Below are 24,880 nucleotides of genomic sequence, written 5' to 3'. Positions count from 1 at the left end.
GTTGGTCATGAGTACTACTCCGGAAGTAACCTGTCCCCAAGCACCCCAGTGCGCCGAAAATCAGAGATTGCTCATGGAGTGTCAAGCTAAGTTACACCAATGTCAATCCCTACTGGAGCAGCAGGAAAGTCGCAACCAGTTTCTGCGGGAGCGGGTACGGTTACTAGAGGAGGAACTACTGGCAAAAAAGGAAGAACTAGCAATCTCCCAAAGCACCTGCGAGGAATTGCGTAATCGCTTGAAACGGGAACAGCATCAATGCTCCCAACTTAAAGCTGCTCTGGAACGGTGTATTGATGTGCCTACTACTATTGCTACCCCCCCACCCAAGGCTGACCCTGACCCCATCCCTGAGACTTCCTGGACGGACGTAGAAGCTATTTCCTTTCGAGAAGAGGAGAAGCCCCAACCTACCCCTCGCCCCCCCACCGATCGCCGTTCCCCTTCCCCCCTCATCCGCCGCGACCGCGAAAAGCACCTGTCCTCTTTCGCCGCTGTGGAACTACCCCGCTTTCCCAAATTACCCAAGCCCCAGTCATGATTGCTCTCATCCGTGGTCGGGTAGTGAGTATAGAAATCGATCGCAAACCTGTAAGCAATATTTTGTGTTTGGAGGTAGGAGGCTTAGGCTACGATGTGCGTATTACTGGTCGCCACGCTAGTTCTTTAGTAATTAATGAAGTAGTAGAAGTATTTACCCATCTGCAAGTGCGAGAGGAAGAATTATGCTTGTTTGGCTTTCCCACTAAGGCAGAGAGGGATTTATTTCGCAAACTAATTCAGGTAACGGGAGTCGGTACACAAATGGCACTAGCCCTGTTGCACACTTTAGGTTTGACTGATTTGGTGAAAGCAATTATTACCTCTAACATCCGGGTTTTATGCTTAGCGCCAGGAATAGGCACAAAAACGGCAGAGAGATTAGCCTTAGAATTGCGCACTAAACTGGCAGATTATCGATCGGGAGTTGTAGTACCTCTCCCCACACCTTGGCAAGAGGAAATAGAAATGACTTTGCTAGCCCTAGGCTACACCCATGACGAGGTCACAAGAGCTATGCAAGCGGTAGCAACTATGCCCCATTTAAGGCAGACAGAGCAGTGGGAAGATTGGCTCAGAGCAGCGATCGAGTGGTTAACATTACAGGAGAAAAAGCTATGAGTTATTTGCTCGTGGGAGACATTGGTGGCACAAAAGGGCTGCTGCGTTTAATCGATCAGAATGGTCAACCTCTCTACACAAATCGCTATGAAATGAGGAATTTTCCCCACCTAGAAGCAGTGATCGAGCAATTTTTGACTGATGTCAAGGTTAATTTACAGATTACAGAAAAACCCCAGATGATTTGTTTAGGAATTGCAGGTAGTATTGTTGGGGATGAGTGCCGCATGGTCAATTTAGGTTGGGTGATCGATCGACGAGCCGTGAGTCGCCATCTGGAAATTGAGCGAGTAGTGTTTATTAATGATTTTACAGCCGTGGGCTATGGTGTTTTAGGGTTAGATAAACAAGACTTACTGACACTCCAGAATGTTACCCCTGTAGTAGGGGCACCGATCGGTGTTATTGGTGCTGGAACTGGTTTAGGGGAAGGTTTTTTGATTAAGCAAGGAGAGGGATACCAGGTTTATCCGACAGAAGGTGGTCATACCGAATTTGCTCCCCGATCGTTGCTCGAAATAGAGCTATTGAAATATTTGCAGCAAAAATTTGGGCGTGTTTCTGTAGAACGAGTGGTATCAGGTCAAGGTATAACCAATATCTATGCATTTCTCCATCAATATTACCGGGCAGAACACAGCAATATTTATCAAGCCGTCATTGACAGTCATCCTGATGCACCCGCTTTAATTGCTCAAGCTGCTAGGAATAAAACTGATAGCATCGCAGCAGAAACGATCGCTATATTTTTAGACTGCTATGCCCGAGAAGTGGGGGATTTTGCTTTGAAGTTACTTGCCTATGGCGGGATTTACATCGCTGGGGGAATTTTACCCAAGCTATTAAACTTATGTCTAGTTGACCAAGGTAAGTTTTTAGCAACTATCAAGGACAAAGGCAGGGTGAGCCACCTACTCGATCATATTCCTTTCCACATTGTCCTACATCCAGAGGTGGGGTTAATTGGTGCAGGCATACTAGCGATAACTCTGACAAAGAGCAATTAGGTTATTTGCCTTTTCCTGTAGCCTAGTCAGATATTTTTGTCTATTCTCCTCCGATCGACTAGCCTGTAGCAGGGATAAATCCGCCTCAATTAACTTAATCAGACGGTGTATTTCTACATGCAGACGTAAACGATCGGCACCTTGGTCAGGCAATATTTCCTGTCTGAAAAAAGACTCTACTTGAGTAAAGTCTTGATAATTATTGCTTTGCCATTCCTTAACTAAATCGATCAGGTTAGAATAACGATCGGTCATAGCTCTGTTAATAAGCTCAAGTCACTAATAAATTGTGGGGCTTCTTGCAATTTATTGCCAACACAGATGGATAAGCCCTCCCGCATAAATCCTAGGATACAATCAGCAAACTTTCTGTACTTCTCCTCAATGATTGGACTAAATCCATGGGCAAGGATTGAGTAATTTCGGGTTGCCAGGGCATCCATAATCCGTCCCTTATAGTTTTCGTATACCCGACCTAAGGGGTCATTGAGGTCACAGAGCAACTCATAGGAACGCTGCAGAGCCAGCTGCACCTTACCGTCTTGCAATCGGTAACTTTCATACTTGGACTGTAAATCCTTTGGCAGCTGTGTTACGTCCACGTTTTCTGTCTTCAGTCCGTACTGTAACAGGAGTCTTAGTTGGGCTAACAACTCTAACGATCGGTAAAGCCGACCAACGGCATCATCATAACGTTTTTGCTCTACACGACGTTCAACATTTAATAGTAAGTCCTGAAGCACCTCGTAGCCATGACCTTTAATCAGGTCATCACCCCTGAAATCTGGGTCTAACAAATTCCGACTATACTTTACTTTCTTCAGAAAAATGCCGTATTCTTTAAGTGACTTCATATAGGGTTGGATTAATTGCCAAGCAGTGCTATGTTCAAACTTATCCCAAGCATCAAAGGCACGACAAATATCCAGACACATGCCTACTTTTTGTCCATCTTGCTCTACTAGTTCATGATTAACTTGTAATTCTTCCAGATACCTAACCGCAGCACTGTAGTTATACTCTTTGAGATATGTAGTTACATTCTGTTCTAACAATCGTCTAACCGACATACCGATCGTGCGCGCTCTCCTTGTTCTCTCTCCTACTTCCACCCTAATATTATTTGTTCTAACAGTGCTAGTAGTAATCATCAATTGTATATCGTAATCCAAACTAGCAACCACAAGAGCTGCAGACATTGTTTTCGTACTGCCTGTATAGTCGGCGTAAATATTTGCCATTTCCTCTTCTTCTTTTACTTTTTTTATGCCATCAGCAATTTTGGTATAGCATTCTGATAAATCATCAGGGTCATCTATAAGAATTATGTCCCGATCGGGATTAAAGCGAGCCGTAATTTCTGCCTGGGTGGGAATGTTGGGCAACCTGTCCACAACTGTATCCCCTTTCCTAATTTCACAGGGCGTACCCTTCCCCACTACCTGATCGATAGAACCTTTACCTTTATTGTTACTGGAGCAGATGAAAATGACCCGATCGGGGTTTAGGCTCTTAATAGCAGTGACGATGGGCTGAGGTGAGCCACCGACAGTAACGAATAACACCTTGGTCATAAGTCATTAGCTCCGCAAGTAGTGGAGACTTTTAAGTTTTTCCCTTGTCAATTTTTTAATCCTCCCTTCCCTTGTTGGTGATTTTTGTCTCTACTCTAGATTACACACCAAAGCAAACTGCCATACCCTACATGCAGATATGTAGGAAAATTATACCATGCCGATGAAGAGCTAGATTTAACGATTTGTATAGGACTATGAAGTAGGTAGTAAAACTTCAAACTCAGTACCTGTAATTTTCTTACCGTCCATAACATAGGGAGAGTTAAGTAGTATCTTACCCTTATGTTTTTGCACAACAATTTCGTGGGTAATAGCCATGCCCAAGCCTGTGCCCTTGCCAGCTGATTTGGTTGTGAAGAAAGAATCAAAAATACGTTTTTGGTTTTCTGGGGGAATACCTTCGCCGTTGTCCGCAATTTTGATGGAAAGAAAGTCATTTTTATCTTCATGTTTTAGCCCAGTGGAAATAATGATCTTGGGTTGCCAGCCGTTCTTGCCTACCTTCTGCATCTTTTCGTAGAGGGCATCCACAGCATTACCGATAATGTTCATGAATACCTGCATTAGTTGACCTTGGAAGCCGAGAATTTCCCCTACTTCTTCGTTGAATCGTTTCTCTATGGTAATCTGATCTTTGATGCGATTACTCAAGATAGTGAGACTATTTTCAATACATTCATGGATGTCCAAAATGTCGGGTATAACTTCCTCCATGTGGGAGTAGCTCTGCAGACCGGTGACTAGATTGCGTAGTTGTTCTGCCCCCAACTTGATGCTGTTGACTACCTTAGGTAAGTCCTGGAGCACATAGGTTAAATTTTCCGTTTCTATCAGTTGTCCCAGGGTAGGATGATTGATCTCTCGCTGAATTGTCTCTACAGTTTTAATCAAGCTCTGACAGTAATTTTGCAAGTACTCCACATTACCATGGATGAAATTGACAGGGTTGCGAATGTCATGGGAAACTTCAGCTAGCATTTGACCTAGACTTGCCATCTTTTCCATCTGCACCATGCGAGCTTTGGCTTGGTTACGCAGCATCTTGGATGCCGTCTCTTGTATTTCTAGTTGTGCCAACAATAGGTCATGGAGGTCGAGCATTCTATAGTTGTCTGGATCAAGTTGTACAACTACTGGCTCATAAATTAGAGCTTCCGCCCTACGCAAAGCATTGACTGCCGCTACAACTACGGAAGTGTTGCCTGGCAAAATCATAGTGTCTAAAGCCCCTGAGTCATACATCTTCACGATCGGTCGTTTCAAGAATAGTTCTTGTCCAAAGGGACGGGCTAACATTTCTAGGATGCGACGGCGAGAAAGAAAGCCAAAGTATTTGCCTTCCTGGACAAGAATCACACCAGGAATAAGGGTATTTTCTTCTAGGTAGCGAACAGCATCATTGCCAGGACGGTTGATTTCTAATTGAAAGTCATACAAGGTCAGTTCTTGAATAGTGGCATCCAAAGATAAACCTGTTGTTTGTTCTTCTCCCTTACTCTCTTCTTCAGCATAAACTTCATTGATCGTGGAGGTGAGAGCAGCTAATTTACGGACAATTTCATCGGTTTTTACTTCCCTGAGAGTGCGAACTTCAGTTCTGGGAGCAAGCACAGTAGTGTCTTCCGCTTCTGCCCGCGTCGTGCTGGCAAATATCTGTTCCAATGCAGCTCGGGAAACAGTAAACTCGCCAATTTCCGCTACCCGATCGATAATTTCATTGAGATTCTCCGAGAATAGGCGGGGTAGGAGGTCTGCTGCACCCAAACGGGTAGCCCACCGTCGCTTGAGGGGTAAAATTTGGTCCTGTTTGGAGTTGTTGAGAATGACTTTAGTGGGAGCTTGGTTTTCCGTACACCAGCGGCAAACCCCTACTGCTTGCAGGGAGGAACCGTCACTGGTGGTAATCCCCATGTCCATCAAAATTAGATGCGGTAGTTCTCGCCCGCTCAGCTTCTGTTCCTTGAGATATTGCGTCAGGTCTTCCTGGGGAGATTTGACCGTCACCTCTAGCCCTTGGGACTCCAATACGGCTTGCCAGAGCTTTTCTTGATCCTCGGAAATCTGAGCAATAACTACAGAAGGTGCCATGGCGTTTTTCTACCTATAATCTTGCTATCTACCATCTTGGCGGTTTAGGCAGGGGTTGGCAACTAAGTATTCTTAACTTTTCCTTAACTAATCCTTAAATTTTGTGCAGATGGTAGACTAATCCTCTGAAGCTAGGCAGGCATCTCATGGCGACAGATTTACCAATTCCTGTGATTGTGGCGGGGGCAACGGGCAAGATGGGGCGGACAGTAATTAAGGCAATTGCCCAGCGGCGGGATTTAGTGTTAATTGGGGCAACAGGACGTACGCATTTGGGGGAGGATATTGGGGAGGTGGTGGGAATAGGGGCGCTAGAAGTGCCAGTTACAAGTGATTTGCAAGTGTTATTGGCGCAGGGAGCGCAGGAGCAGCAGTACGCCGTTATGGTGGATTTCACCCATCCTGGGGTAGTCTACGACCATGTCCGATCGGCAATTGCCTATGGAGTCCGTCCGGTAGTGGGTACAACGGGACTGACAGAGGCGCAAATCCAAGATTTAGCTGAGTTTGCTGATAAAGCCAGTGTAGGGGCAATTATCGCTCCCAATTTTTCCATTGGCATGATTTTGCTCCAGCAAGCTGCTGTTGCCGCCAGTCAGTTTTATGACTATGTGGAAATCATTGAGTTGCACCATGAACAGAAGGCGGATGCCCCCAGTGGCACGGCAATTAAAACGGCACAGATGCTCTCCGAGTTGGGCAAGACGTTTAACCCCCGCTTAGAAACCGAGGGCAGGGGCAAGGTAGTGGGGGAAAACATCCCCATTCACAGTGTGCGGTTGCCTGGTTTAGTTGCCCACCAGGAGGTTATCTTTGGTAGTGCGGGGGAGACCTATAGCCTGCGCCATAATGTCATCGATCGAGCTTGCTATATGCCCGGCGTTATCTTGGCAATCCGCAAAGTCATCACGCTGCAGTCCTTGGTCTACGGGTTGGAGAAAATTCTGTAGCTAGGTGCTCAGGGTACGGCGCTTAGTCACCATGCGGAAGGCTTCGATGATGTCCCCCTCCTGCCAATCGGTGTATTTGTTGACGGACACACCGCATTCAAACCCGCTAGCTACCTCTTTAACATCGTCTTTCATCCTGCGGAGGGAGTCAAGTGCCCCTTCGTGAATGACCTTGCCCTTCCGTAACACCCTGAGATTACAATTCCGCACTAACTTGCCCGACAGAACATAACAGCCTGCAACTACTGCCTTGCTTAGGTGGAAAACCTGGCGCACTTCCGCTTGACCTAGAGGTTCTTCTACTAGTTCCGGTTCTAGGAGACCCTCCATTGCCGCCTGCACATCCTCCAGGAGGTTGTAGATGATGTTGTAATCCCGAATGTCTACCCCCAATTCATCAGCGGCTTGACGAGCACCAGGGGCTAAGGAAGTATTAAAGCCCAAAATGACAGCATTACTAGCAGCAGCCAAGGCTACGTCGTTTTCGCTGACTTCCCCTACAGCGGCTAGAAGAACACGCAACTGCACTTCCTGCTGGGGTAACTGGGACAGGGAATTGACGATCGCTTCCACTGACCCCTGGACATCTGCCTTGACAATCACATTGAGTTCCTTGAGTTCTCCTTCCTGCGCCTGGGCAGAGACTGTCCCTAAACTAATGCGCCGACTAGCAAGGGACTGTTGTAGACGACTTTGCCGCTGGGCTTCTGCCCGCTCTTCCGCCAGCGCTCGGGCTTGCTTTTCATCGGTGAACACCTCAAATTCGTCCCCTGCTTGGGGCAGTTCGTTCAAGCCTAAGACTTCCACGGGGAAGGAAGGCAAGGCTTTTTCTACCCGTTCCCCCCGATCGTTGATCATCGCCCGCACTTTGCCGTACACTGACCCCGCTAGGACTATATCCCCCACCTTGAGGGTGCCATTTTGTACGAGGAAGGTAGCCACCGGCCCCCTGGCTTTGTCCATATGGGCTTCGATGATGGTGCCTTTGGCAGGACGATCGGGGTTAGCACTCAAGTCCTCCACTTCTGCCACCAGCAGGATCATTTCTAAGAGCGTATCGAGGTTATCCCCCCGCAGGGCACTCACGGGTACCATGATCGTGTCTCCTCCCCACGCTTCATCAATCAGACCGTACTCCGTCAGTTCCTGCCGAATGCGATCGGGTTGCGCCTCGGGTTTATCGATTTTGTTGATGGCAACAATGATGGGTACCTTGGCGGCACGGGCGTGACTGATAGCCTCGATCGTTTGTGGTTGTACACCGTCATCCGCTGCCACTACCAGGACAGCAATATCAGTAACTTTTGCTCCCCGCGCCCGCATAGCGGTAAAAGCTTCGTGACCAGGCGTATCCAGGAAGACGATCGTTTGGGGTTTGCCCTCCACTTCAATTTCCACGTGGTAGGCACCGATATGCTGGGTAATCCCCCCTGCTTCCCCCTGGGCAACCTTGGTTTTGCGAATGGCATCGAGAAGAGAGGTTTTGCCATGATCCACGTGCCCCATAATTGTCACTACGGGGGGACGACGCTGGAGGTTTTCTAAGTCCTCCATTTCCAGCATTTCTGTCTTCGTGGCAGCAGCACTCGCTGCCGGCTCCCTTACCTCTACCCCCAGTTCCTGACAGACAATTTTGGCAGTATCGAGGTCAAGGGCTTGGTTGATGTTCACCATGATCCCCTTCAGGAACAGGATGCGGATAATTTCTGTCTCCGCCACCACCAACCGACTAGCTAACTCCGGCAAGGGAATGGCATCAGCCAGCTCGATCGAGGTAGGTTTTTCAGGGGTAGGGGAGGTAGTAGGACGACGTTCCTTTGGTTTTTTCGGGGACTTCTGGGCATCACCTCGGCTCATCCCTCCCGTGGGCTTACTGACAGAGGGTTTGGGGGGGCGAACAGAGGGACGGACTAGAGAAAGACTAATAGGGGCTTCCTCCTCCTCCTCATAGTCGTCGAACCAGTCCTCTTCATCGAAATCGATATCTTCCTCCTCATAAAAGCGCCGCAGCTTGTTACTCCGTTTAACCTTTTCCTGTTCCAGAGCTTCCAAGTCCTCCACTTTAGATTTTTGCTTCTTAGTGGGACGAGGACGGAGTGCTACCTCCTCAAATGTAGCCACTGGTTCGAGGGGAGGGATTTCTGGTTCCACTGGGCGTGTTGGTTTAACGGGGGGCGCAGGTGCTTCCGCAGCTGGTTTAACAGGTTTGGGAGGGCTGATACCCCGTTCAATCAATAGGTCTCCCTTAGGCGGCGTGGGACGCTTTGCCGAGATGACAGGGGGCTTGGGTTTAGGGGGAGGGCTGGTTGCTTCCTTCTTGGGGAGGGTAGGTTTGGGGACAGGCTTGCGCAAAGTTGGTGGTTCGGGCTTTTTAGGGGGGGGAGTAGTTACCTCCTCTGGTTTCTTAGCAGGTGGTTCGGGTTTCTTAGGCGGGGCTACCGCCCCAGGAGGAGCCGTGGGCTTTTCTTCTGCCTTAGGGGGGGGCGCTACTGGTTCTGCCTTGGGAACAGAGGGTTTGGTTGGCGGGACAGGCGGCTCTGGTTTGGGCAGGGGAGCGGGAGCTGCAGGCTTGGTGGGGGGAGCCACTAGCTTTACTTCGGGTTTGGAGACAGTGACAATCTTATTTGTCTTAGGGGAGACTTCTTTCTCCTTAGTTTCTTTGGTACGACTGGGTTTAGCCGAGCTGCGGAGGGGACGATTACCCGCCCTGGCGGAAGCTCTTACCTTTTCTGCTTCTTCTTCCGTAATGGTGCTACTATGACTTTTGAGGGGGATGCCATGTTCTTCGCAAATAGCCATTACATCTTTGTTATCCAGATGCAACTCCCTCGCTAAATCATATATTCTCACTCTACTCATGGGGTCGGGTAATCAAATCCAAGATGCAATACTTTAGCCTATTATAGAGTTAACTGGTAGTCTATTTTGGCAAAATTCTCTAATTCCAAAGGCTACGCTATCATGCCTAGCAGTACCGACAAGTTCTATGCAACCAACTGACCCCAATCAATTTACGGACAAAGCTTGGGAAGCGATTGTCAAATCCCAAGACGTAGCGCGGCGCTTTCAACACCAAGAGCTGGAAGTAGAACACTTAGCCCTAGCACTCCTGGAGCAGGATGGTCTGACTAAACAAATTTTTGCTGGTGTCTCCCTGGCCCGGTTACAACGACATTTAGAGGAATTTCTGCGCAGTCAACCCCGTATTGCTAATCCTAGGGAATTGTATTTAGGACGGTTCCTGAATGCCTGCCTCGATCGGGCGGCGGACTTGCGGGAGGAATGGGAGGATACCTACATTTCCATCGAGCATCTATGGTTGGCCCTGGCAGAAGACGATCGGGTAGGCAAACGGTTGTTGCGCCATGTCAATTTGGATAGGAAAAAGTTAGAACCGATCGTGCAATCCTTGCGGGGCGCGCAGAAGGTTGTAGATAGCAATCCGGAATCGAAGTACGGAGCGTTGGAGAAATACAGTGTTGATTTAACAGCTTTAGCGCGGGAAGGAAAGTTAGACCCTGTGATTGGGCGGGATGAGGAAGTGCGACGGGTGATTCAGGTGTTGTCGCGGCGGACGAAAAACAATCCTGTCTTGATTGGTGAACCGGGGGTGGGGAAGACAGCCATTATTGAGGGTCTGGCACAGCGGATTGTACGGGGGGATGTGCCTGAGTCTTTGCAGGAACGGCGACTGGTGAGTCTAGACTTGGGCGCGCTGCTGGCTGGGACAAAGTACAGGGGTGAGTTTGAAGAACGCCTGAAATCAGTGTTAAAGGAAGTCACCAGTTCTCTGGGTCAGATCATCCTATTTATAGATGAACTGCATACAGTAGTGGGGGCAGGGGCAGGGACAGGCTCAGTTGATGCTAGTAATCTCTTGAAACCCATGTTGGCAAGGGGGGAACTGCGCTGTATTGGGGCAACAACTTTAGATGAATATCGTAAGTACATTGAAAAGGATGCTGCTCTGGAAAGGCGTTTTCAACAGATATTAGTTGACCAACCAACTGTGGCAGACACTATCTCCATCCTGCGGGGGTTGAAGGAAAGATATGAAGTCCACCACGGTGTCAAAATTTCCGATTCCGCCCTGATCAGTGCTGCCACTCTGTCCCATCGCTATATTACCGATCGGTTTCTGCCGGACAAAGCCATTGATCTGGTGGATGAAGCTGCGGCGAAGTTAAAAATGGAGATTACTTCCAAACCGATCGAGCTAGATGAACTCGATCGCAAGATCATGCAACTGGAGATGGAAAAACTATCTTTGCAAAGGGAAGACAATCTCACAGGCAAAGCCGCCCAGGTAACAGCAGAAAGAATCGAGCGGATTGAGACAGAAATCCACAAACTCAAACAAAAACAGGTGTATTTACAGGAGTTATGGCGGGCGGAGAAAGAAGCTATTGACCTTGTCAAAGCCCTCAGAGAAGAGATTGAGCAAACCAAGCGACAGATCGAGCAAGCAGAGCGGGAATTTGACCTCAACTTGGCAGCAGAGTTAAAATACAATCGTTTGACAGAGCTAGAGAAACAACTAGATGAAGCAGAGCTGCAGATTGACAGAACCCGATCGGAGGGTACCTCCCTTTTTCGCGAACAGGTGACAGAGAATGACATAGCGGAAATTGTAGCCAGGTGGACAGGAATTCCCGTTAACAGTTTATTGGAACCGGAACGACAGAAGCTGTTGCAGTTAGAAGCCCATTTACACGAACGCGTAGTGGGACAAGCAGAAGCTGTAGCTTCCGTGGCAGCAGCCATCAGACGGGCAAGGGCAGGTATGCAGGACCCCAACAAACCGATCGGCTCCTTTCTCTTTCTGGGTCCAACAGGTGTGGGCAAAACCGAATTAGCGCGGTCCCTAGCCCACTTTTTGTTCAACTCCGACCAAGCGATGATCCGCCTCGATATGTCGGAATACATGGAAAAGCACACAGTTTCTCGCTTGATTGGTGCACCCCCAGGCTATGTGGGTTATGAAGAGGGGGGGCAATTTTCCGAAGCAGTGCGTCGCCGACCTTACTCTGTAGTTTTGTTTGATGAAATAGAAAAGGCACATCCCGACGTGTTTAACATTCTCCTGCAAGTGTTGGATGATGGCAGAATTACAGACAGTCAAGGGCGCTTGGTGGACTGCAAAAACACAATTATCATCATGACTAGTAACATTGGCAGTGAGTTCATGTTGGCAGGGGAGGGGGAAGAACAACGGCAAAAAGTAATGCATGCTCTGCAAAAAAGTTTTCGCCCTGAATTTCTCAACCGTATTGATGAAATTGTGGTATTCCATGCCCTGCGTAGAGAAGAACTGCGCCAGATTGTCAAACTACAATTAAAACGCATTACCGATCGTTTGGCAGAACAAAAACTAGCTATTGCTCTGACAGAGGAAGCGGAAGAATTTATCATCGAGCGGGGCTACAATCCCGCCTTTGGTGCCCGTCCCCTAAAAAGAGCGATGCAGAAACTAATCGAAAACCCGATCGCCGACGCTATTTTGGCAGGGAAATATGCCACGGGTGACACGATCAAAGTGAGACTGGCAGACAATCAGCTGATATTTGAATGACCGATCGCAACTTGGACTGGGGAAAAGTAGTAGCCCAAGCCCTGTGGCAGGCGGGTGTGAGGCAGGTTTGTATCTCTCCTGGTTCCCGTTCTACACCCTTGGTTCTGGGTTTGTATCTGCTCTCCCAAATAGACATCTACGTCCAGATAGATGAACGCTCGGCGGGTTTCTTCGCCCTGGGCATGGCAAAGGCACAAAGGCGACCTGTAGCTTTAGTTTGTACCTCTGGTTCTGCTGTTAGCCATTATTTTCCCGCTGTGATTGAAGCCTATTACAGTCACGTGCCTTTGGTTATTCTCTCCGCCGATCGCCCTCCCGAACTGAGGCATTGCGGTGCCCAACAAACGATCGATCAGCTCCATATCTTTGGTCATTATGTCCGTCAATTTGTTGAAGTCGGACTACCAACCGCAAACGATCGCTATTTAGCCACACTTATACAGGCTACAGTCAGTCGGTCTTTACAACCTTTGCCAGGAGCAGTCCATCTCAACTTTGCCTTCAGTGAACCCCTAGCCCCCCCAAGCTTGGACAGTCAATTCTACGCCAGCCTACCTACCTGGCAACATTTGGGTACTAAGACGCAACTAGAAAATGTAGATTTACTCAGGGAACTCTTGGCTAGCAAACGGCGAGGTGTCGTCGTAGTTGGTGTCAATAAATACCCCCTGGCAGAAACAGATTTAGTGCACAAGTTAGCCCAAACTTTGGGCTATCCCCTCCTAGCAGAAGCCACAGGCATGCCCAGACAAAATGTCATTAGTCACTATGATAGTTTTCTCCGTTCCCCTTGCCTAGCTGAGAGACTAGAGCCAGAAATAGTCCTGAGATTGGGTGATATGCCCACCTCCAAAAGTTACCGCCAATGGTTAGAACAGCATCCCCACTGTCAGCAAATCACGATCGGGAGCTACGACAACAGTGACCCTACCCATGGCAATAATTATCAAGTTCCCCTCACGGTAACAGATTTTTGTCAACAATTACTACCTCAACTACAGCCACAGCCCCTCGATCGGGAGTGGTTACAATTGTGGGAGCAAGCCAACAGTTTGACCCAGATAGTTTTAGATGAATGGATGGCAGGTATTGACTATCCCTTTGAGGGGAAAATTTATTATGAACTAGCTGCCCACCTGCCCGATCAGACCATCATTTACATTGGCAACAGCACACCAATTCGTGATTTAGATAGCTACTTCCACAACTGCCAGCGGGTAACAGTATTTGCCAACCGTGGCACCAATGGTATTGACGGCATGATCTCCAGCGCCATGGGGGTAGCAAAAGTTGTACCAAAACCTGTATTACTCATCTGTGGTGATCTTACCTTTTGTCACGATATAAATGGATTACTACTGGGTAAGCTAAATCCCATCAACCTGACTATTTTGCTAATCGACAACCAGGGGGGGGCAATCTTTGAGATGCTACCTATATCCCGCTTTGAACCACCCTTTAGGGAACTATTTTTGACACCGATCGGGATTGATTTGGCGCAGATTGCCACAGGTTATGGCGCTGATTGGCACCAGGCTTCTACTATTTCTCAAGTTACAGATTTGGTCAAAGATGCCCTGACCCAACCAGGTGTGCAAATTATCAGCATCAAGACCGATGGGAAAAAGGACTGGCAACAACGTCACAACTTCTGGCAAAAAGTAATACAAACAATAGAAACAAACTTATTGGCTCCTAGCAGCAGAAAAAAGCTAGACTAGATACAGCGATGACCACTTCCTATGGACAACTATCAAGGCACGATCGTTAGACGCAAAACTCGCCCTGTAAGAGTTGGCAACGTCACTATTGGGGGAAATGCTCCTGTAGTGGTGCAGTCGATGATTAACGAAGATACCCTAGACATCGATGGCTCCGTAGCGGCGATTCGTCGTCTCCATGAAATTGGCTGTGAGATTGTGCGGGTGACAGTTCCTAGCCTTGCCCATGCCCATGCCGTGGGAGAGATTAAGCGCAAATTGCGGCAGGAATACCAAGACGTACCCCTGGTAGCGGACGTACACCACAACGGTATGAAGATAGCCTTGGAAGCAGCTAAGCACGTGGATAAGGTACGTATTAATCCTGGTCTGTACGTTTTTGAAAAACCGAAACCCAATCGCACAGAGTACACCAAGGCAGAATTTGACGAAATCGGGGAAAAGATTCGTGAGACTCTCAAGCCCTTGGTACAGACATTAAAAGAACAGGGGAAAGCTATGCGCATTGGAGTCAATCACGGGTCTTTAGCAGAGAGAATGTTGTTTACCTACGGTGATACCCCCTTAGGCATGGTGGAATCAGCATTAGAATTCATTCGCATTTGTGAGGATTTAGACTACAAGAACTTAGTCATTTCCCTGAAAGCCTCGCGGGTACCTGTGATGATCAGTGCCTATCAGTTGATGGTCAAGCGCATGGATGAACTAGGTATGGACTATCCTCTACATTTGGGGGTGACGGAAGCAGGGGATGGTGAGTATGGCAGGATCAAATCCACAGCAGGGATTGCCACCCTCCTAGCCCAGGGCATTGGCGATACCATTCGGGTCTCTTTAACAGAACCGCCAGAAAAAGAGATACCAGTCTGTTACAGTATTTTGCAAGCTCTAGGACTGCGCAAGACGATGGTAGAGTATGTTGCCTGTCCTTCCTGCGGTCGTACTCTCTTCAACTTGGAAGAAGTCCTACACAAAGTCAGAGAAGCCACTAAACATCTTGTCGGCTTAGACATTGCTGTGATGGGCTGCATTGTCAACGGTCCTGGGGAAATGGCGGACGCAGATTATGGTTATGTGGGTCGTACCCCTGGCTATATCTCCCTCTATCGTGGCAGAGAGGAAATTAAGAAGGTACCAGAAGAGAAAGGAGTGGAAGAACTGATTGCCCTCATTAAAGCCGACGGCAGATGGGTTGATCCTCCCGCTACTCCCTAGGCCCGAGGTGCAAATCACTGGGGGTCGATGGTGCTGACCCCAGCGTAGCAGGGCGTGATAGGCGATCGAGCCTGGGGTATGCTTAAATGGGTAAAATATACCAGGGAGGACAGTTGATGTTAGTAGAAGCGGGAAAACAGGAACGGACTTTTGCTCTGCCCAACCTACCCAAGAGACCCAGATTAAAGAATTTCTGGCGGAATTTGAGCTTGCGTTGGAAAATTACTATTTCTCTTTGGTTAGCAGCTGCCTTGCCGGTAGTGATAATTACCCAATTTAACGTACAGTACTCCCGCAAAAACTACATCGACAACCTGACGCAAACTCTCCAGGAAAAGGGAGCATTTTTTACTACTGACTTTGTACTGTGGTCATTGGCAGAAGCTCTGCCAGAAGCAGAAAAGACGGCGGGAGCTTTGCAATCACCGACTATCAACCTGAGGGATTCGAGCTCTATTTTGCCCTTATTACAGTTGAGCAGCAACGTTGAACCTGAGTCTATTAAAAGCTTCAAGGTAGTGGTAGATAGTCAAGGTCGTGTAATTGCCGGTAGGGGTCAAGTTATAGATGATAAGTTTGTCGATAATCCGCCCCTACGTGCTGGTGACGAGGTTTATCGTCCTGCCTATCGTTCCTATAGCATCAGCACAGGGGTAGAGTTAGCGGACTTAGAAATTCTGCAAACTACTCTCAGTACAGGACAACCCCAAAGCGGTGCAGAGTTGGTCAGGAGTAGTATTTTGCAAAAGCTCGGTCTGGCAGAACAGGCGCGCATCAATCCCCGTCCCCAAAAGATAGCCGGTCTGAAGCCAGAAGATGCTCCCTTCCCTGAGGGCAGGTTTGATGTGGAAACTGGCAAAATAGGCCTAGTGACCATTGCTACTCACCCCATTAAACGGGGCAACAATACGGTGGGAGTGGTAATAATTGGCTCCCTTATCAACCGTAACTACGGCATTGTGGATACCTTCCAAGTTAAGAACAATGTGCCAGTAGCTACCATCTTCGCCCAGGATTTTCGTATCAATACTTCTATTCCTTACATCGACCCCAGGACAGGCAAAGGCGATGGCTCGCGGGCGATTGGGACAAGAGTAGCCAGGGAAGTAGCGGAGAGAGTTTTAATTGCAGGGGAGAAGTTTTTAGGGGAAACCAACATTGTCGGAGATTTCTATCTCACTTACTACGAGCCTCTATTTAATCACAAGCAAGAAGTGGTCGGCATTGCTTTCATTGGTAAGTCTCGCCGAGAAATTGATGCTACCTTGAGAGTTGCTCTTTTACAGAGTTATGGGATCGGATTGATTACTTTGGTTGTCTTAGCATTTCTAGGAACCTATGTGGCGAACTCGATCGTTACTCCCATCCAACAATTAGCCAGCTTTGCTGGCCTGGTAGGGCAAGGGCAGTTGCAAAAACTAGACACCGATCGGGGGGATGAAATCGGGCAGTTAGCAGCAAGCATCAACCAGATGGTGATCAACATTGAAAACTCGATCGAGGCACAGTTAGAGGAAGTACAACGATCAATGCAACTGAAAGAGGAAGCAGAACGACTAGCTCGGGAGCAGAGAGAGCAGAAGGAGTTATTACAAAGACGAGCATTGGAGTTATTATTAGAAGTAGACCCAGTGAGTAGGGGGGATTTGACGATTCGGGCAAAAGTGACAGAGGACGAGTTGGGCACGATCGCTGATTCTTACAATTCTTTGATTCGCAGTTTGCGGGAACTGGTCTTGGGGGTAAAGGAGTCGGCAGCCACGGTGACCCAGAGCACGATCGCCAATGACCAAGTAGTCAAGACAGTGGCTAGGGGAGCTAAACAGCAGGTAGAAGCCTTGGAGAAGGCAGTGGGGCAGGTGGAATTGATGGCACAATCTTTGCAGGAGGTGGAGCAACGGGCACAGGTAGCCCAAAACCAGGTAAACGAAGCCGTAGCGGTAGTGGCAGAGGGGGACAAAGTCATGACCCGCACTGTGGCAGAAATCAATGTAGCGAAGGAGAAAGTAACACGAGCAGCGGAAAAGGTACAGCTCCTAGAGGATGCTTCCCAGAAAATTGCCAGGGTGGTGAAACTAATCGGTAACTTTGCTGCCCAGACAAATGTATTAGCATTGAATGCTTCTATTGAAGCTGCTAGAGCAGGGGAAGAAGGGGAGAGTTTCAAGGTAGTGGCAGATGAGGTACGGGCATTAGCCCAACGATCGACGGAAGCGACCAGAGAAATTCGCCGTCTGCTAGAGGAAATTCAGGGGCAGGTGGGGGAAGTAGTCAGTTCCATCCAAGAAGGCACGGAGCAGGTAGCAGAAAGTACGGAACTACTTGAACAGGCACGGCAAAGACTGCAAGTGATCAACCAAGTGAGTGCGGAAATTAGTCAACTAGTCAACGACATTGCCCGAGCCTCCCAACAACAGTTGATCAACTCCAATCGGGTCAAACAGGTAATGGCAGAGGTGGGAACGATCGCTAACAACAATTCCCAGCAGGCAGAGATGGTAGCCCAGACCTTTGACCAACTGCTTGCCCTATCCCAAAGACTGCAGGAACAGGTGGGTAAATTCAAGGTAGAATCTTAAACTTTTTTGTGGTTTCGGGAGAAAAGGGGTAGGTGTTGCTAGGATGCAAATATAAACTTCCCTAGCGTGACCATGCTCCCAGTTTTTGACTATGTAGCGGTGAGCATTTTTGTTGCCCAATGGCAGGGGGATGTCCTCTACCTCCTGGAGGCGAATAAAAAATGGTGGGAACTTTTAGGCAGAGAACCCCTACCTTTGCCCCAACCCTTGGGGGAAGTAATCAAAGCCGACGGGTTAATTAGAGCTTGTCAGGACTGTTATAGGGAAAATAAGCAAGTAGTCCACCATTGGCTATATCAGAAGCGGGAAATCAACGTCACTCTCACTCCGGGGGAGGGAAAAATTATCGGCACTTGCCAGGAAACAACGGGCATCCAACCCCTCTTGCTTGACTTCCTCAACAAATATCCCGACGGCATGATAGTCCTTGACCCCCAGGGCGTAGTACAGTTTGTCAACCCAGCAGCGGAGGAGCTATTCGATCGTCCAGCCTGGGAAATTGTGGGGCAGGAATTTGGGTTGCCCTTGGTGCAGGGGGAACATACAGAGATTGAGATTTTAAGACGATCGGGAGAAATAACGCCCGCGGAGATGCGCGTAATTCAAGGCAGTTCGGGGGAATCCAAGACCTACATCATTGCTGACTTAAGGGATGCGCGGGTGGCACAAGCTGCCTCCCAACAACTGCTGAGACGGGAAGAGGAGCTATTTACCCTCTTAACAGCAGTAAAAAAAGGGATTACCTTGGGTCCTTCTGTCAGTGATTTTGTCCTCTTCAACCCCGCCATGGAAGCATTTACGGGCTATTCCCAAGCAGAGGCTAATAGTAATCCCCATTTTATAGAGCTACTCTATCCCGATCGGGGGGAACGGGAGCGATTACTCAGTCATATTGCACAACTACGTTATCAGGGGGAAACCTGGGAAGATGAGGTGAAAATCCGCTGCGCTGACGGCACGATCAAGTATGTAGCGGTGTCGGTTTCTCTCCTCTTTTATCGGGGCAAACCGATGTATTTGTCCAGCTATACGGACATCAGCGCCCGCAAGGCGGCGGAAGCCCAACTGTATTATCAAATGGAACGGGAACGTTTGCTGGGGGAAATCACCCTGCGCATTCAAAGGGAGCTGGACATTGACTCTATCTTGCATACCACAGTAGCAGAAGTTAGACAGCTATTACAGACAGAACGAGTTGTCATCTTTCAATTTTTAACCGATTGGTCAGGCAAGTTTGTTGTCGAGTCGGTACAGCCCCCCTGGGATAGTGTTATTTCCAAGCAGGTCTATGATCACTGTTTTCACGAAAAGTACGTGGAACTATACACCCAGGGCAGAGTTCACAGTATTGATGATGTTTTCACTGCCCCTATCCATAGTTGTCACCGCGACCTTTTGTTGCAATTCCAAGTGCGGGCAAACCTAGTTGTACCAATTATCATCAGTGGTAAATTATGGGGATTACTGATTGCCCATCACTGTTCTGCTCCCAGAGTATGGCAACCCTTTGAAATCAATCTCTTACAACAGATTGCCAGTCATGTGGCAGTGGCATTACAACAGTCTATTCTCTTGCAAACAGTCAGACAGCTGAATACTCACTTAGAAGCGGAAGTGGCTGAACGTACTGCCCAACTTCAGCAGAGTTTAGAACAGTTAGAACAGGCTCTTTCGAAAGAAAAGGAACTAAGTGAATTAAAGTCCCACTTTGTGTCCATGGCTTCCCATGAATTTCGTACCCCCTTGGCGACTATTCAAGCTGCTAGTGATTCCCTACTCCGCTACAGCGAACAAATGACCCCCCAACAACGGGAAGAAAGACTGCACAAAATTCAAATGGAAGTTAAGCGCATGACCGAATTGCTAGAAGACATTCTTAGTATTTCTAAAGTTGAATCGGGAACCCGCAAACTGCAACTTGCTCCCATTGATATTGCCCAGCTCTGCCAAGACATCCTCGGCGAGATTAGTGTGTTAGCCACGGACAAACATCACATTCACTTTCAGTGCTCCCATCCGCCGGTCGGTGTAGTCTGGATTGACACCAAACTGATGCGCCAGGTGTTAGTCAACTTGCTGTCCAACGCCATCAAATACTCCCCCAAAGGGGGAAACATCACCCTGACTCTGCGCCAGGAGCAGCAAAATATAATTATCCAGATCAAGGACGAAGGTATGGGCATTCCCCTCAAAGACCAAGAACGTGTTTTTGATGCCTTCTACCGCGCCCAGAATGTGGGCAATATTGCGGGGACGGGCTTAGGTCTCTCCATTGCTAAATCAGCGGTGGAACTGCAGGGGGGGAAACTGACCCTACACAGCCAAGAAGGAGTCGGCACGATCGTGACCGTCACTTTACCGATCGGGAGGGAAGTATGACCAAAGTTTTAGTAGTAGAAGACATGGATGCCCTGCGGGAAGAGATTATGGACACCCTGCGCTTTGAGGGTTACGAAGTTTTGGGAGCAGAAAACGGCTTAGTGGGAGTGGCTTTAGCAACGGAACACCTACCTGACATAATTCTCTGTGATGTGATGATGCCCCAGATGGACGGCTATGAGACTCTAAAAGTTCTACGCCAACAGCCTGCGACAGCCATGATTCCCTTTATTTTTCTCACTGCCAAAGCGGACAAGCAGGACATGCGCCACGGCATGGAACTAGGGGCAGATGACTATTTAACTAAGCCCTTTACGGTAGCAGAACTATTGGGAGCAATTCAGGGGCGGTTACAGAAAGCTCAGTGTTGGAAGAAATACGCCCAGGAAATGGGTCAAGATAACAATTCTGCATACAAAAGGAATGAGTTTTATCAGTTACTCAACAGTTTGATTCCCGTGGTGGGGAACAAGGGACTAGCACTCCTGTTGCTGGAAATTGACCAATTGCCCCTCATTCATGGGGCTTTAGGTAGGGATATTGGCAACGAATTACTGCAGGCAGTAGGAGAAAGATTACAATTTTTGTTGCCCGCGGACTATCCGATGGTGCAGTTGGGGGGAGAGGAATTTGCTATAGCCGCCCCCAAATTAGCCGATCGACAGCAAGTGCAGGAATTTGCCCAGCGGTTGATTCACCACTTAGGGAGGGGTTATACAATTTACGGCAATGAAATTTTTATTACCACCAGCATTGGCATTTCCCTCTATCCCCAGGATGCTTTAACAGCGGAAGATTTATTGAAGAACGCCGATAGTGCACTCTACTACAGTAAACAGCTAGGGCACAACCGTTATCAATGTTTTGAACCATCCCTAGGGGTAGAATTTGCAGAACGGATGGCGTTGGAAAACAGCCTGAGGCAAGGCTTGGAGCACGGCGAATTTCGCCTAGTTGTGCAGCCCATTGTGGAACTGAGTAGGCAGGTGGTTGTTGGTTTAGAAGTCCTACTGCGATGGCAACATCGCCAGATGGGCACAATTATGCCTAATCGGTTTTTACCCTTAGCAGAAGAAACGGGGTTGATTTTAGACCTGGACCTATGGGCATTAGAGCAAGCAGAGAATTTATACAATCGATGGCATTTGCCTATTTCCTTGAATATATCGGGGAAACACTTTCAGAGTGACAGTACCTTTGCCAATTTAGTGCAGCATGTACGCCGTTATCCTCTCTGTTTGGATATTGCGGAAAAAGTAGTAATGCAACATCCCGTTAAACTAATTACTCATCTGCGGACTTTGCAGGAAATGGGGGTAAAAGTTGCCATTGATGATTTTGGCACAGGTTTTGCTTCCTACGAAATTCTCAAACATTTCCCTGCCAACTATCTCAAAATTGATGGGTCATTTGTGCACCATCTACCGACGGATAAACACGCTGTTGCCACCACCCAATCGATCATCGAGCTGGCTAATGAACTGCAGTGGGAGATTATTGCCCAGGGCATTGAAACGAAAGAACAGCTGGCATTATTACATCGATTGGGATGTCAGTACGGTCAGGGCTATATTTTTACTTCGCCGATTTCCCCTGATCAATTTGATGTATGGTTAAGTAGCAGAAGGGTGTAGGAGGGAGCCAAAATGTATTCTGTCGGGCAGCAGGAAGGTACTTGGGTTTTGCAGGCAGAAGGGGATAGAGCGACGGTACTACCAGAGCGGGGAGGCATCCTACTTAGTTGGGCGGTGGGGGCGATGGAAATTCTCTACCTCGATCGGGAACGCTTTGCCAACCCTGCGCTCTCGATTAGGGGAGGGATTCCCCTCTTGTTTCCTATTTGTGGCAATCTCGTTGATGACACCTACACCTGGGAAGGACAGAGTTACAAATTACCCCAACACGGTTTTGCCCGCCATCTCCCTTGGACAGTGACAAACCAGAATACGGCAGAGGGAGCTAGCATCACAGTGACGCTTAGCCATAGGGGGGAGACTTTGGCTGTTTATCCCTTTCCCTTTCAACTGGATTACACCTACACCTTGCGTCCCCAGGAACTAGAACTGCAATTCCGTCATACCAACTTAGGTACAGCCCCCATGCCCTTTGCCACAGGTATTCATCCCTACTTTTTGGCTCCCGACAAGACCCAACTGCAATTCCAGATTCCCGCTCAACAATACGTAGTCAAAGGGGAAACCCAACCCCAGGCTTTTACAGGGGAATTTGATTTCGATTGTGGGGAAATTGACATTGCTTTGATGCCCCTGTCTGCCCAAGTAGCAAAGGTAACCGATCGTGCTCGCAACTTAGAGGTAACAATTAGCTATGACCAGCACTACACCACCTTGGTATTTTGGACAGTCAAGGGGAAAGATTTTTACTGTTTAGAACCCTGGAGTTCTCCCCGCAACGCCCTCAACACGGGGGAAAAGTTAATTACTCTAGCCTCGGGGGAAAGTTTGACAACAAGTGTGCAGATTGCCGTAAAATTCCTCTAAAGTTAGGGGAAAAACCTATGTATCAAGTGATACTAGAAATGGCAGCTAAGCGAGTGCATGTAATTGCGGAATTTAGTGAGAAGGAGCAGGCAATTGCCAAATATGTGAGTTTAGTTGAGGCTAACAAGGGGTCGCCAATTACCCCCAGGGGGAAGTACAATATCCGCAAAAAGTCTGAGTAATGCAACCTGCTGACTGCTATCGTGTTTTGGGACTTGCCCGCAACGCTTCTTGGGAAGATGTCAAGATTGCTTATCGTCGCTTGGCACGGAAATACCACCCCGATGTCAATCAAGGTGACCCCCAGGCAGCGGAAAAATTCCGCCTTGTGCAGGAAGCCTATCAAGTGTTACGCACGCTCCAGGCAGGAGCAACACCGAGCAATCACACCAGACCTGCTCCTCCCCCACCACCACCTAAACCCACTGTCAAAGTAGAATTCCGTCCCCCTACCCCCAAGACGAAAGAAAAAGTGCCCCCCTCTCCCGCAGAGAGACTGCTGCAAGATACGTTACAACGGGTACAGCTCCTGTTTCGGCAAAAGAAATACCCTGTGGCGATGGCTATGCTAGAGGGTCTAAGGCAACGGTTTCCTGACCATAGTGAAGTTATCAAATGGCTCGCTGTTGCCTATCAACGCCAGGGCAATGAACTACTGCAAATTGGCAAATACCGTGAGGCGGAAATCTACCTCAGAAAAGCGCTACAAACAGCACCCCACAACCGTGCCCTCTGCTTTGAAGTGCAGCATGACCTCGATCGCCTTGCTCGCCTAAAGTAAATCTTCCAGTGCCACCAGGTCTTTAATGCAGAAGACATCTCGATCGTCATCACGGCGAATTAAATCTTGTTTTTCCAGTTTACTCAAAACTCTGGTCACTGTCTCCCGTGCTAAACCCGTCAAGCTACTCAACTCCCGATGGGGTAAACAGGGAATTGTTACTCCTTCTGGGGTCACTCGCCCCTGACTTTCGGTTAAAAACAGCAAAATGTCCACCACCCGTGCCGTACTATCCGATTCCCGCATGCGCAGGCGTCGATTAAGTTGCCGCAGTCGTTTGCCCATCGATTGAGCCAGATGAATACCCGCTTTGGGTTCCGTTTGCAGGAGGTAGACAAAATCTTCCGCGGGAATACTGGCGATCGTGGCTTCTGTCAGGGTAATCACATCGGTAGAGCGGGGAACTTGGTCTAAAGGAGCCATCTCCCCAAACATTTCCCCCTTGCCTAAAATATTGAGCGTGACTTCTTTCCCCTCTAGGTTATAGGTGCGAATCTTCACCCAGCCTTGCAACACAAAATAGACAGAAGTACCCCAGTCATTTTCCAAAAGGATGACCCGATCGGGGGGGTGATGGCGTACCACCATCTTGTCCGTAGCCCTTGCAGTGGCACTCGAAGGCAGCCCCGTAAAAAATGAGGCAGAGCGTAAACAGTGCAACCACTCCTCTGTCGTCATTACTGAAATTGAGTAATGATTTGTTGTTTTTGCTCGGCTGTGAGTTCTACTTCCACAGCGGTCATGGTAGTTGCATCCTTGAATACCAGAATCTCTCCCCTGACCTCCACCTGTGGCTGGAATAGACGAATCACTTGGTATACGGGTTCCCTAGAGGTAATCCGCACTACATAATTACGAGTGGAATCAGGTAGGACATCAAGGGTTTGCGCTTGACGATCGAGTTTGAGAGCACTGGGGGTGAGGTTATGTTCACTACTATCAGTGGGGCGCTGCCAATAGAGCGTGATCCCCCGCAAGTCCATTTTGACAGGGACAAACTCTTCATCTAGTTTTAGCACTTCCCAGTTGATTTTGCTTAAATCCTTGTCCTCTGGTAAAGGACGCTGCTGCCACAGAATAGGCTTGCCGAGCAGATTTTGCCACCAACCCTTGATCTCTGCCAACTTGGTTTCGCTGTCTGGTTCCCCTGGCTGCCAAAACACGATCGGTTCCATAGCATCTCCCCATGACTACTGCCATTGTGCCAAGAAACGCGATCTTTGACAACGGAGAGAGAGGGATTCGAACCCTCGGTGAGTTGCCCCACACAGCATTTCCAGTGCTGCGCCTTCGACCACTCGGCCATCTCTCCACCCCAGGCATCCCATTCTAGCGCAAACTTGCTTAAC

Annotated in this window: 19 protein-coding genes and 1 tRNA gene; 13 read left to right on the top strand and 7 right to left on the bottom strand. The window is 48.5% G+C overall.

The window, feature by feature from the left end; translation table 11 throughout:
• Window positions 1–7: 7 nt before the first annotated feature.
• Genes NZM01_02195 through NZM01_02185 form a run of 3 tightly spaced genes read left to right on the top strand, consistent with a single transcriptional unit; the run spans window position 8 to window position 2,168 of the window.
• Complete coding sequence (locus NZM01_02195; GenBank protein MCS6958841.1) at window positions 8–541, top strand: hypothetical protein; 534 nt, start codon at window positions 8–10, stop codon at window positions 539–541.
• Window positions 538–1,161, top strand: a complete 624-nt coding sequence (gene ruvA / locus NZM01_02190) for a Holliday junction branch migration protein RuvA (GenBank protein MCS6958840.1) — start codon at window positions 538–540, stop codon at window positions 1,159–1,161. Before NZM01_02195 ends, ruvA begins: the two co-directional genes overlap by 4 nt.
• A complete protein-coding gene (locus NZM01_02185; protein ID MCS6958839.1) occupies window positions 1,158–2,168 on the top strand; it encodes a glucokinase in 1,011 nt (336 codons plus the stop codon). Before ruvA ends, NZM01_02185 begins: the two co-directional genes overlap by 4 nt.
• Here the strand turns inward: NZM01_02185 and NZM01_02180 are convergent.
• The 3 genes from NZM01_02180 to NZM01_02170 all read right to left on the bottom strand — a co-directional run bounded on the left by NZM01_02180 (window position 2,139) and on the right by NZM01_02170 (window position 5,833).
• The gene (locus NZM01_02180) at window positions 2,139–2,423 is read right to left on the bottom strand and encodes a hypothetical protein (protein MCS6958838.1); all 285 of its coding nucleotides are present in this window, start codon (window positions 2,421–2,423) and stop codon (window positions 2,139–2,141) included. The genes NZM01_02185 and NZM01_02180 overlap by 30 nt on opposite strands.
• Complete coding sequence (locus NZM01_02175; protein ID MCS6958837.1) at window positions 2,420–3,742, bottom strand: TIGR02710 family CRISPR-associated CARF protein; 1,323 nt, start codon at window positions 3,740–3,742, stop codon at window positions 2,420–2,422. The genes NZM01_02180 and NZM01_02175 overlap by 4 nt, the downstream gene beginning before the upstream one ends.
• Before the next feature lie 195 nt (window positions 3,743–3,937).
• Complete coding sequence (locus NZM01_02170; GenBank protein ID MCS6958836.1) at window positions 3,938–5,833, bottom strand: ATP-binding protein; 1,896 nt, start codon at window positions 5,831–5,833, stop codon at window positions 3,938–3,940.
• Window positions 5,834–5,979: 146 nt separating this feature from the next.
• Here NZM01_02170 and dapB point away from each other — a divergent pair, with 146 nt between their 5' ends.
• On the top strand, window positions 5,980–6,783 hold the full coding sequence (gene dapB / locus NZM01_02165) for a 4-hydroxy-tetrahydrodipicolinate reductase (protein MCS6958835.1): 804 nt from the start codon (window positions 5,980–5,982) through the stop codon (window positions 6,781–6,783).
• Here dapB and infB read toward each other — a convergent pair whose 3' ends face one another.
• Window positions 6,784–9,642, bottom strand: coding sequence for a translation initiation factor IF-2 (gene infB, locus NZM01_02160; protein ID MCS6958834.1), 2,859 nt, complete (start codon window positions 9,640–9,642; stop codon window positions 6,784–6,786).
• 127 nt (window positions 9,643–9,769) lie between these two features.
• Between infB and clpB the strand changes: the two genes are divergently transcribed.
• The 9 genes from clpB (at window position 9,770) to NZM01_02115 (ending at window position 23,531) form a co-directional block, all read left to right on the top strand.
• On the top strand, window positions 9,770–12,355 hold the full coding sequence (gene clpB / locus NZM01_02155; GenBank protein MCS6958833.1) for an ATP-dependent chaperone ClpB: 2,586 nt from the start codon (window positions 9,770–9,772) through the stop codon (window positions 12,353–12,355).
• Window positions 12,352–14,076: a 2-succinyl-5-enolpyruvyl-6-hydroxy-3-cyclohexene-1-carboxylic-acid synthase gene (menD, locus tag NZM01_02150; protein MCS6958832.1), complete on the top strand. Its 1,725-nt coding sequence runs from the start codon at window positions 12,352–12,354 to the stop codon at window positions 14,074–14,076. Before clpB ends, menD begins: the two co-directional genes overlap by 4 nt.
• 21 nt (window positions 14,077–14,097) lie before the next feature.
• A complete protein-coding gene (gene ispG / locus NZM01_02145; GenBank protein MCS6958831.1) occupies window positions 14,098–15,291 on the top strand; it encodes a (E)-4-hydroxy-3-methylbut-2-enyl-diphosphate synthase in 1,194 nt (397 codons plus the stop codon).
• An 86-nt stretch (window positions 15,292–15,377) separates the two neighbouring features.
• Entirely contained in the window at window positions 15,378–17,870 is a 2,493-nt protein-coding gene (locus tag NZM01_02140) for a methyl-accepting chemotaxis protein (protein ID MCS6958830.1), read from the top strand.
• Window positions 17,871–17,942: 72 nt separating this feature from the next.
• Window positions 17,943–20,249: an ATP-binding protein gene (locus NZM01_02135; protein ID MCS6958829.1), complete on the top strand. Its 2,307-nt coding sequence runs from the start codon at window positions 17,943–17,945 to the stop codon at window positions 20,247–20,249.
• On the top strand, window positions 20,246–21,883 hold the full coding sequence (locus NZM01_02130) for an EAL domain-containing protein (GenBank protein MCS6958828.1): 1,638 nt from the start codon (window positions 20,246–20,248) through the stop codon (window positions 21,881–21,883). Before NZM01_02135 ends, NZM01_02130 begins: the two co-directional genes overlap by 4 nt.
• 12 nt (window positions 21,884–21,895) lie before the next feature.
• The gene (locus NZM01_02125; protein ID MCS6958827.1) at window positions 21,896–22,750 is read left to right on the top strand and encodes an aldose epimerase; all 855 of its coding nucleotides are present in this window, start codon (window positions 21,896–21,898) and stop codon (window positions 22,748–22,750) included.
• A 17-nt stretch (window positions 22,751–22,767) separates the two neighbouring features.
• On the top strand, window positions 22,768–22,932 hold the full coding sequence (locus tag NZM01_02120) for a hypothetical protein (GenBank protein ID MCS6958826.1): 165 nt from the start codon (window positions 22,768–22,770) through the stop codon (window positions 22,930–22,932).
• Window positions 22,932–23,531 (top strand): DnaJ domain-containing protein, encoded by a 600-nt coding sequence (locus NZM01_02115; GenBank protein MCS6958825.1) that lies wholly within the window; start codon window positions 22,932–22,934, stop codon window positions 23,529–23,531. The genes NZM01_02120 and NZM01_02115 overlap by 1 nt, the downstream gene beginning before the upstream one ends.
• Here the strand turns inward: NZM01_02115 and NZM01_02110 are convergent.
• From NZM01_02110 to NZM01_02100, 3 genes are all read right to left on the bottom strand, one after another.
• Window positions 23,523–24,209, bottom strand: a complete 687-nt coding sequence (locus NZM01_02110) for a Crp/Fnr family transcriptional regulator (GenBank protein MCS6958824.1) — start codon at window positions 24,207–24,209, stop codon at window positions 23,523–23,525. The two genes, NZM01_02115 and NZM01_02110, sit on opposite strands and share 9 nt — an antisense overlap.
• Window positions 24,209–24,706 carry a hypothetical protein gene (locus NZM01_02105; GenBank protein ID MCS6958823.1) on the bottom strand — a complete coding sequence of 166 codons (498 nt, stop codon included), beginning with the start codon at window positions 24,704–24,706 and terminating at the stop codon, window positions 24,209–24,211. The genes NZM01_02110 and NZM01_02105 overlap by 1 nt, the downstream gene beginning before the upstream one ends.
• Window positions 24,707–24,758: 52 nt before the next feature.
• Window positions 24,759–24,843: transfer RNA gene (locus NZM01_02100), tRNA-Ser, on the bottom strand.
• Window positions 24,844–24,880 lie beyond the last annotated feature (37 nt).

This window comes from Pseudanabaenaceae cyanobacterium SKYG29 (assembly GCA_025055675.1).
GTDB lineage: Bacteria > Cyanobacteriota > Cyanobacteriia > Pseudanabaenales > Pseudanabaenaceae > M5B4.
Note: the sequence above shows the minus strand (reverse complement) of the source record. Positions and strands in the feature narration are given on the sequence as shown.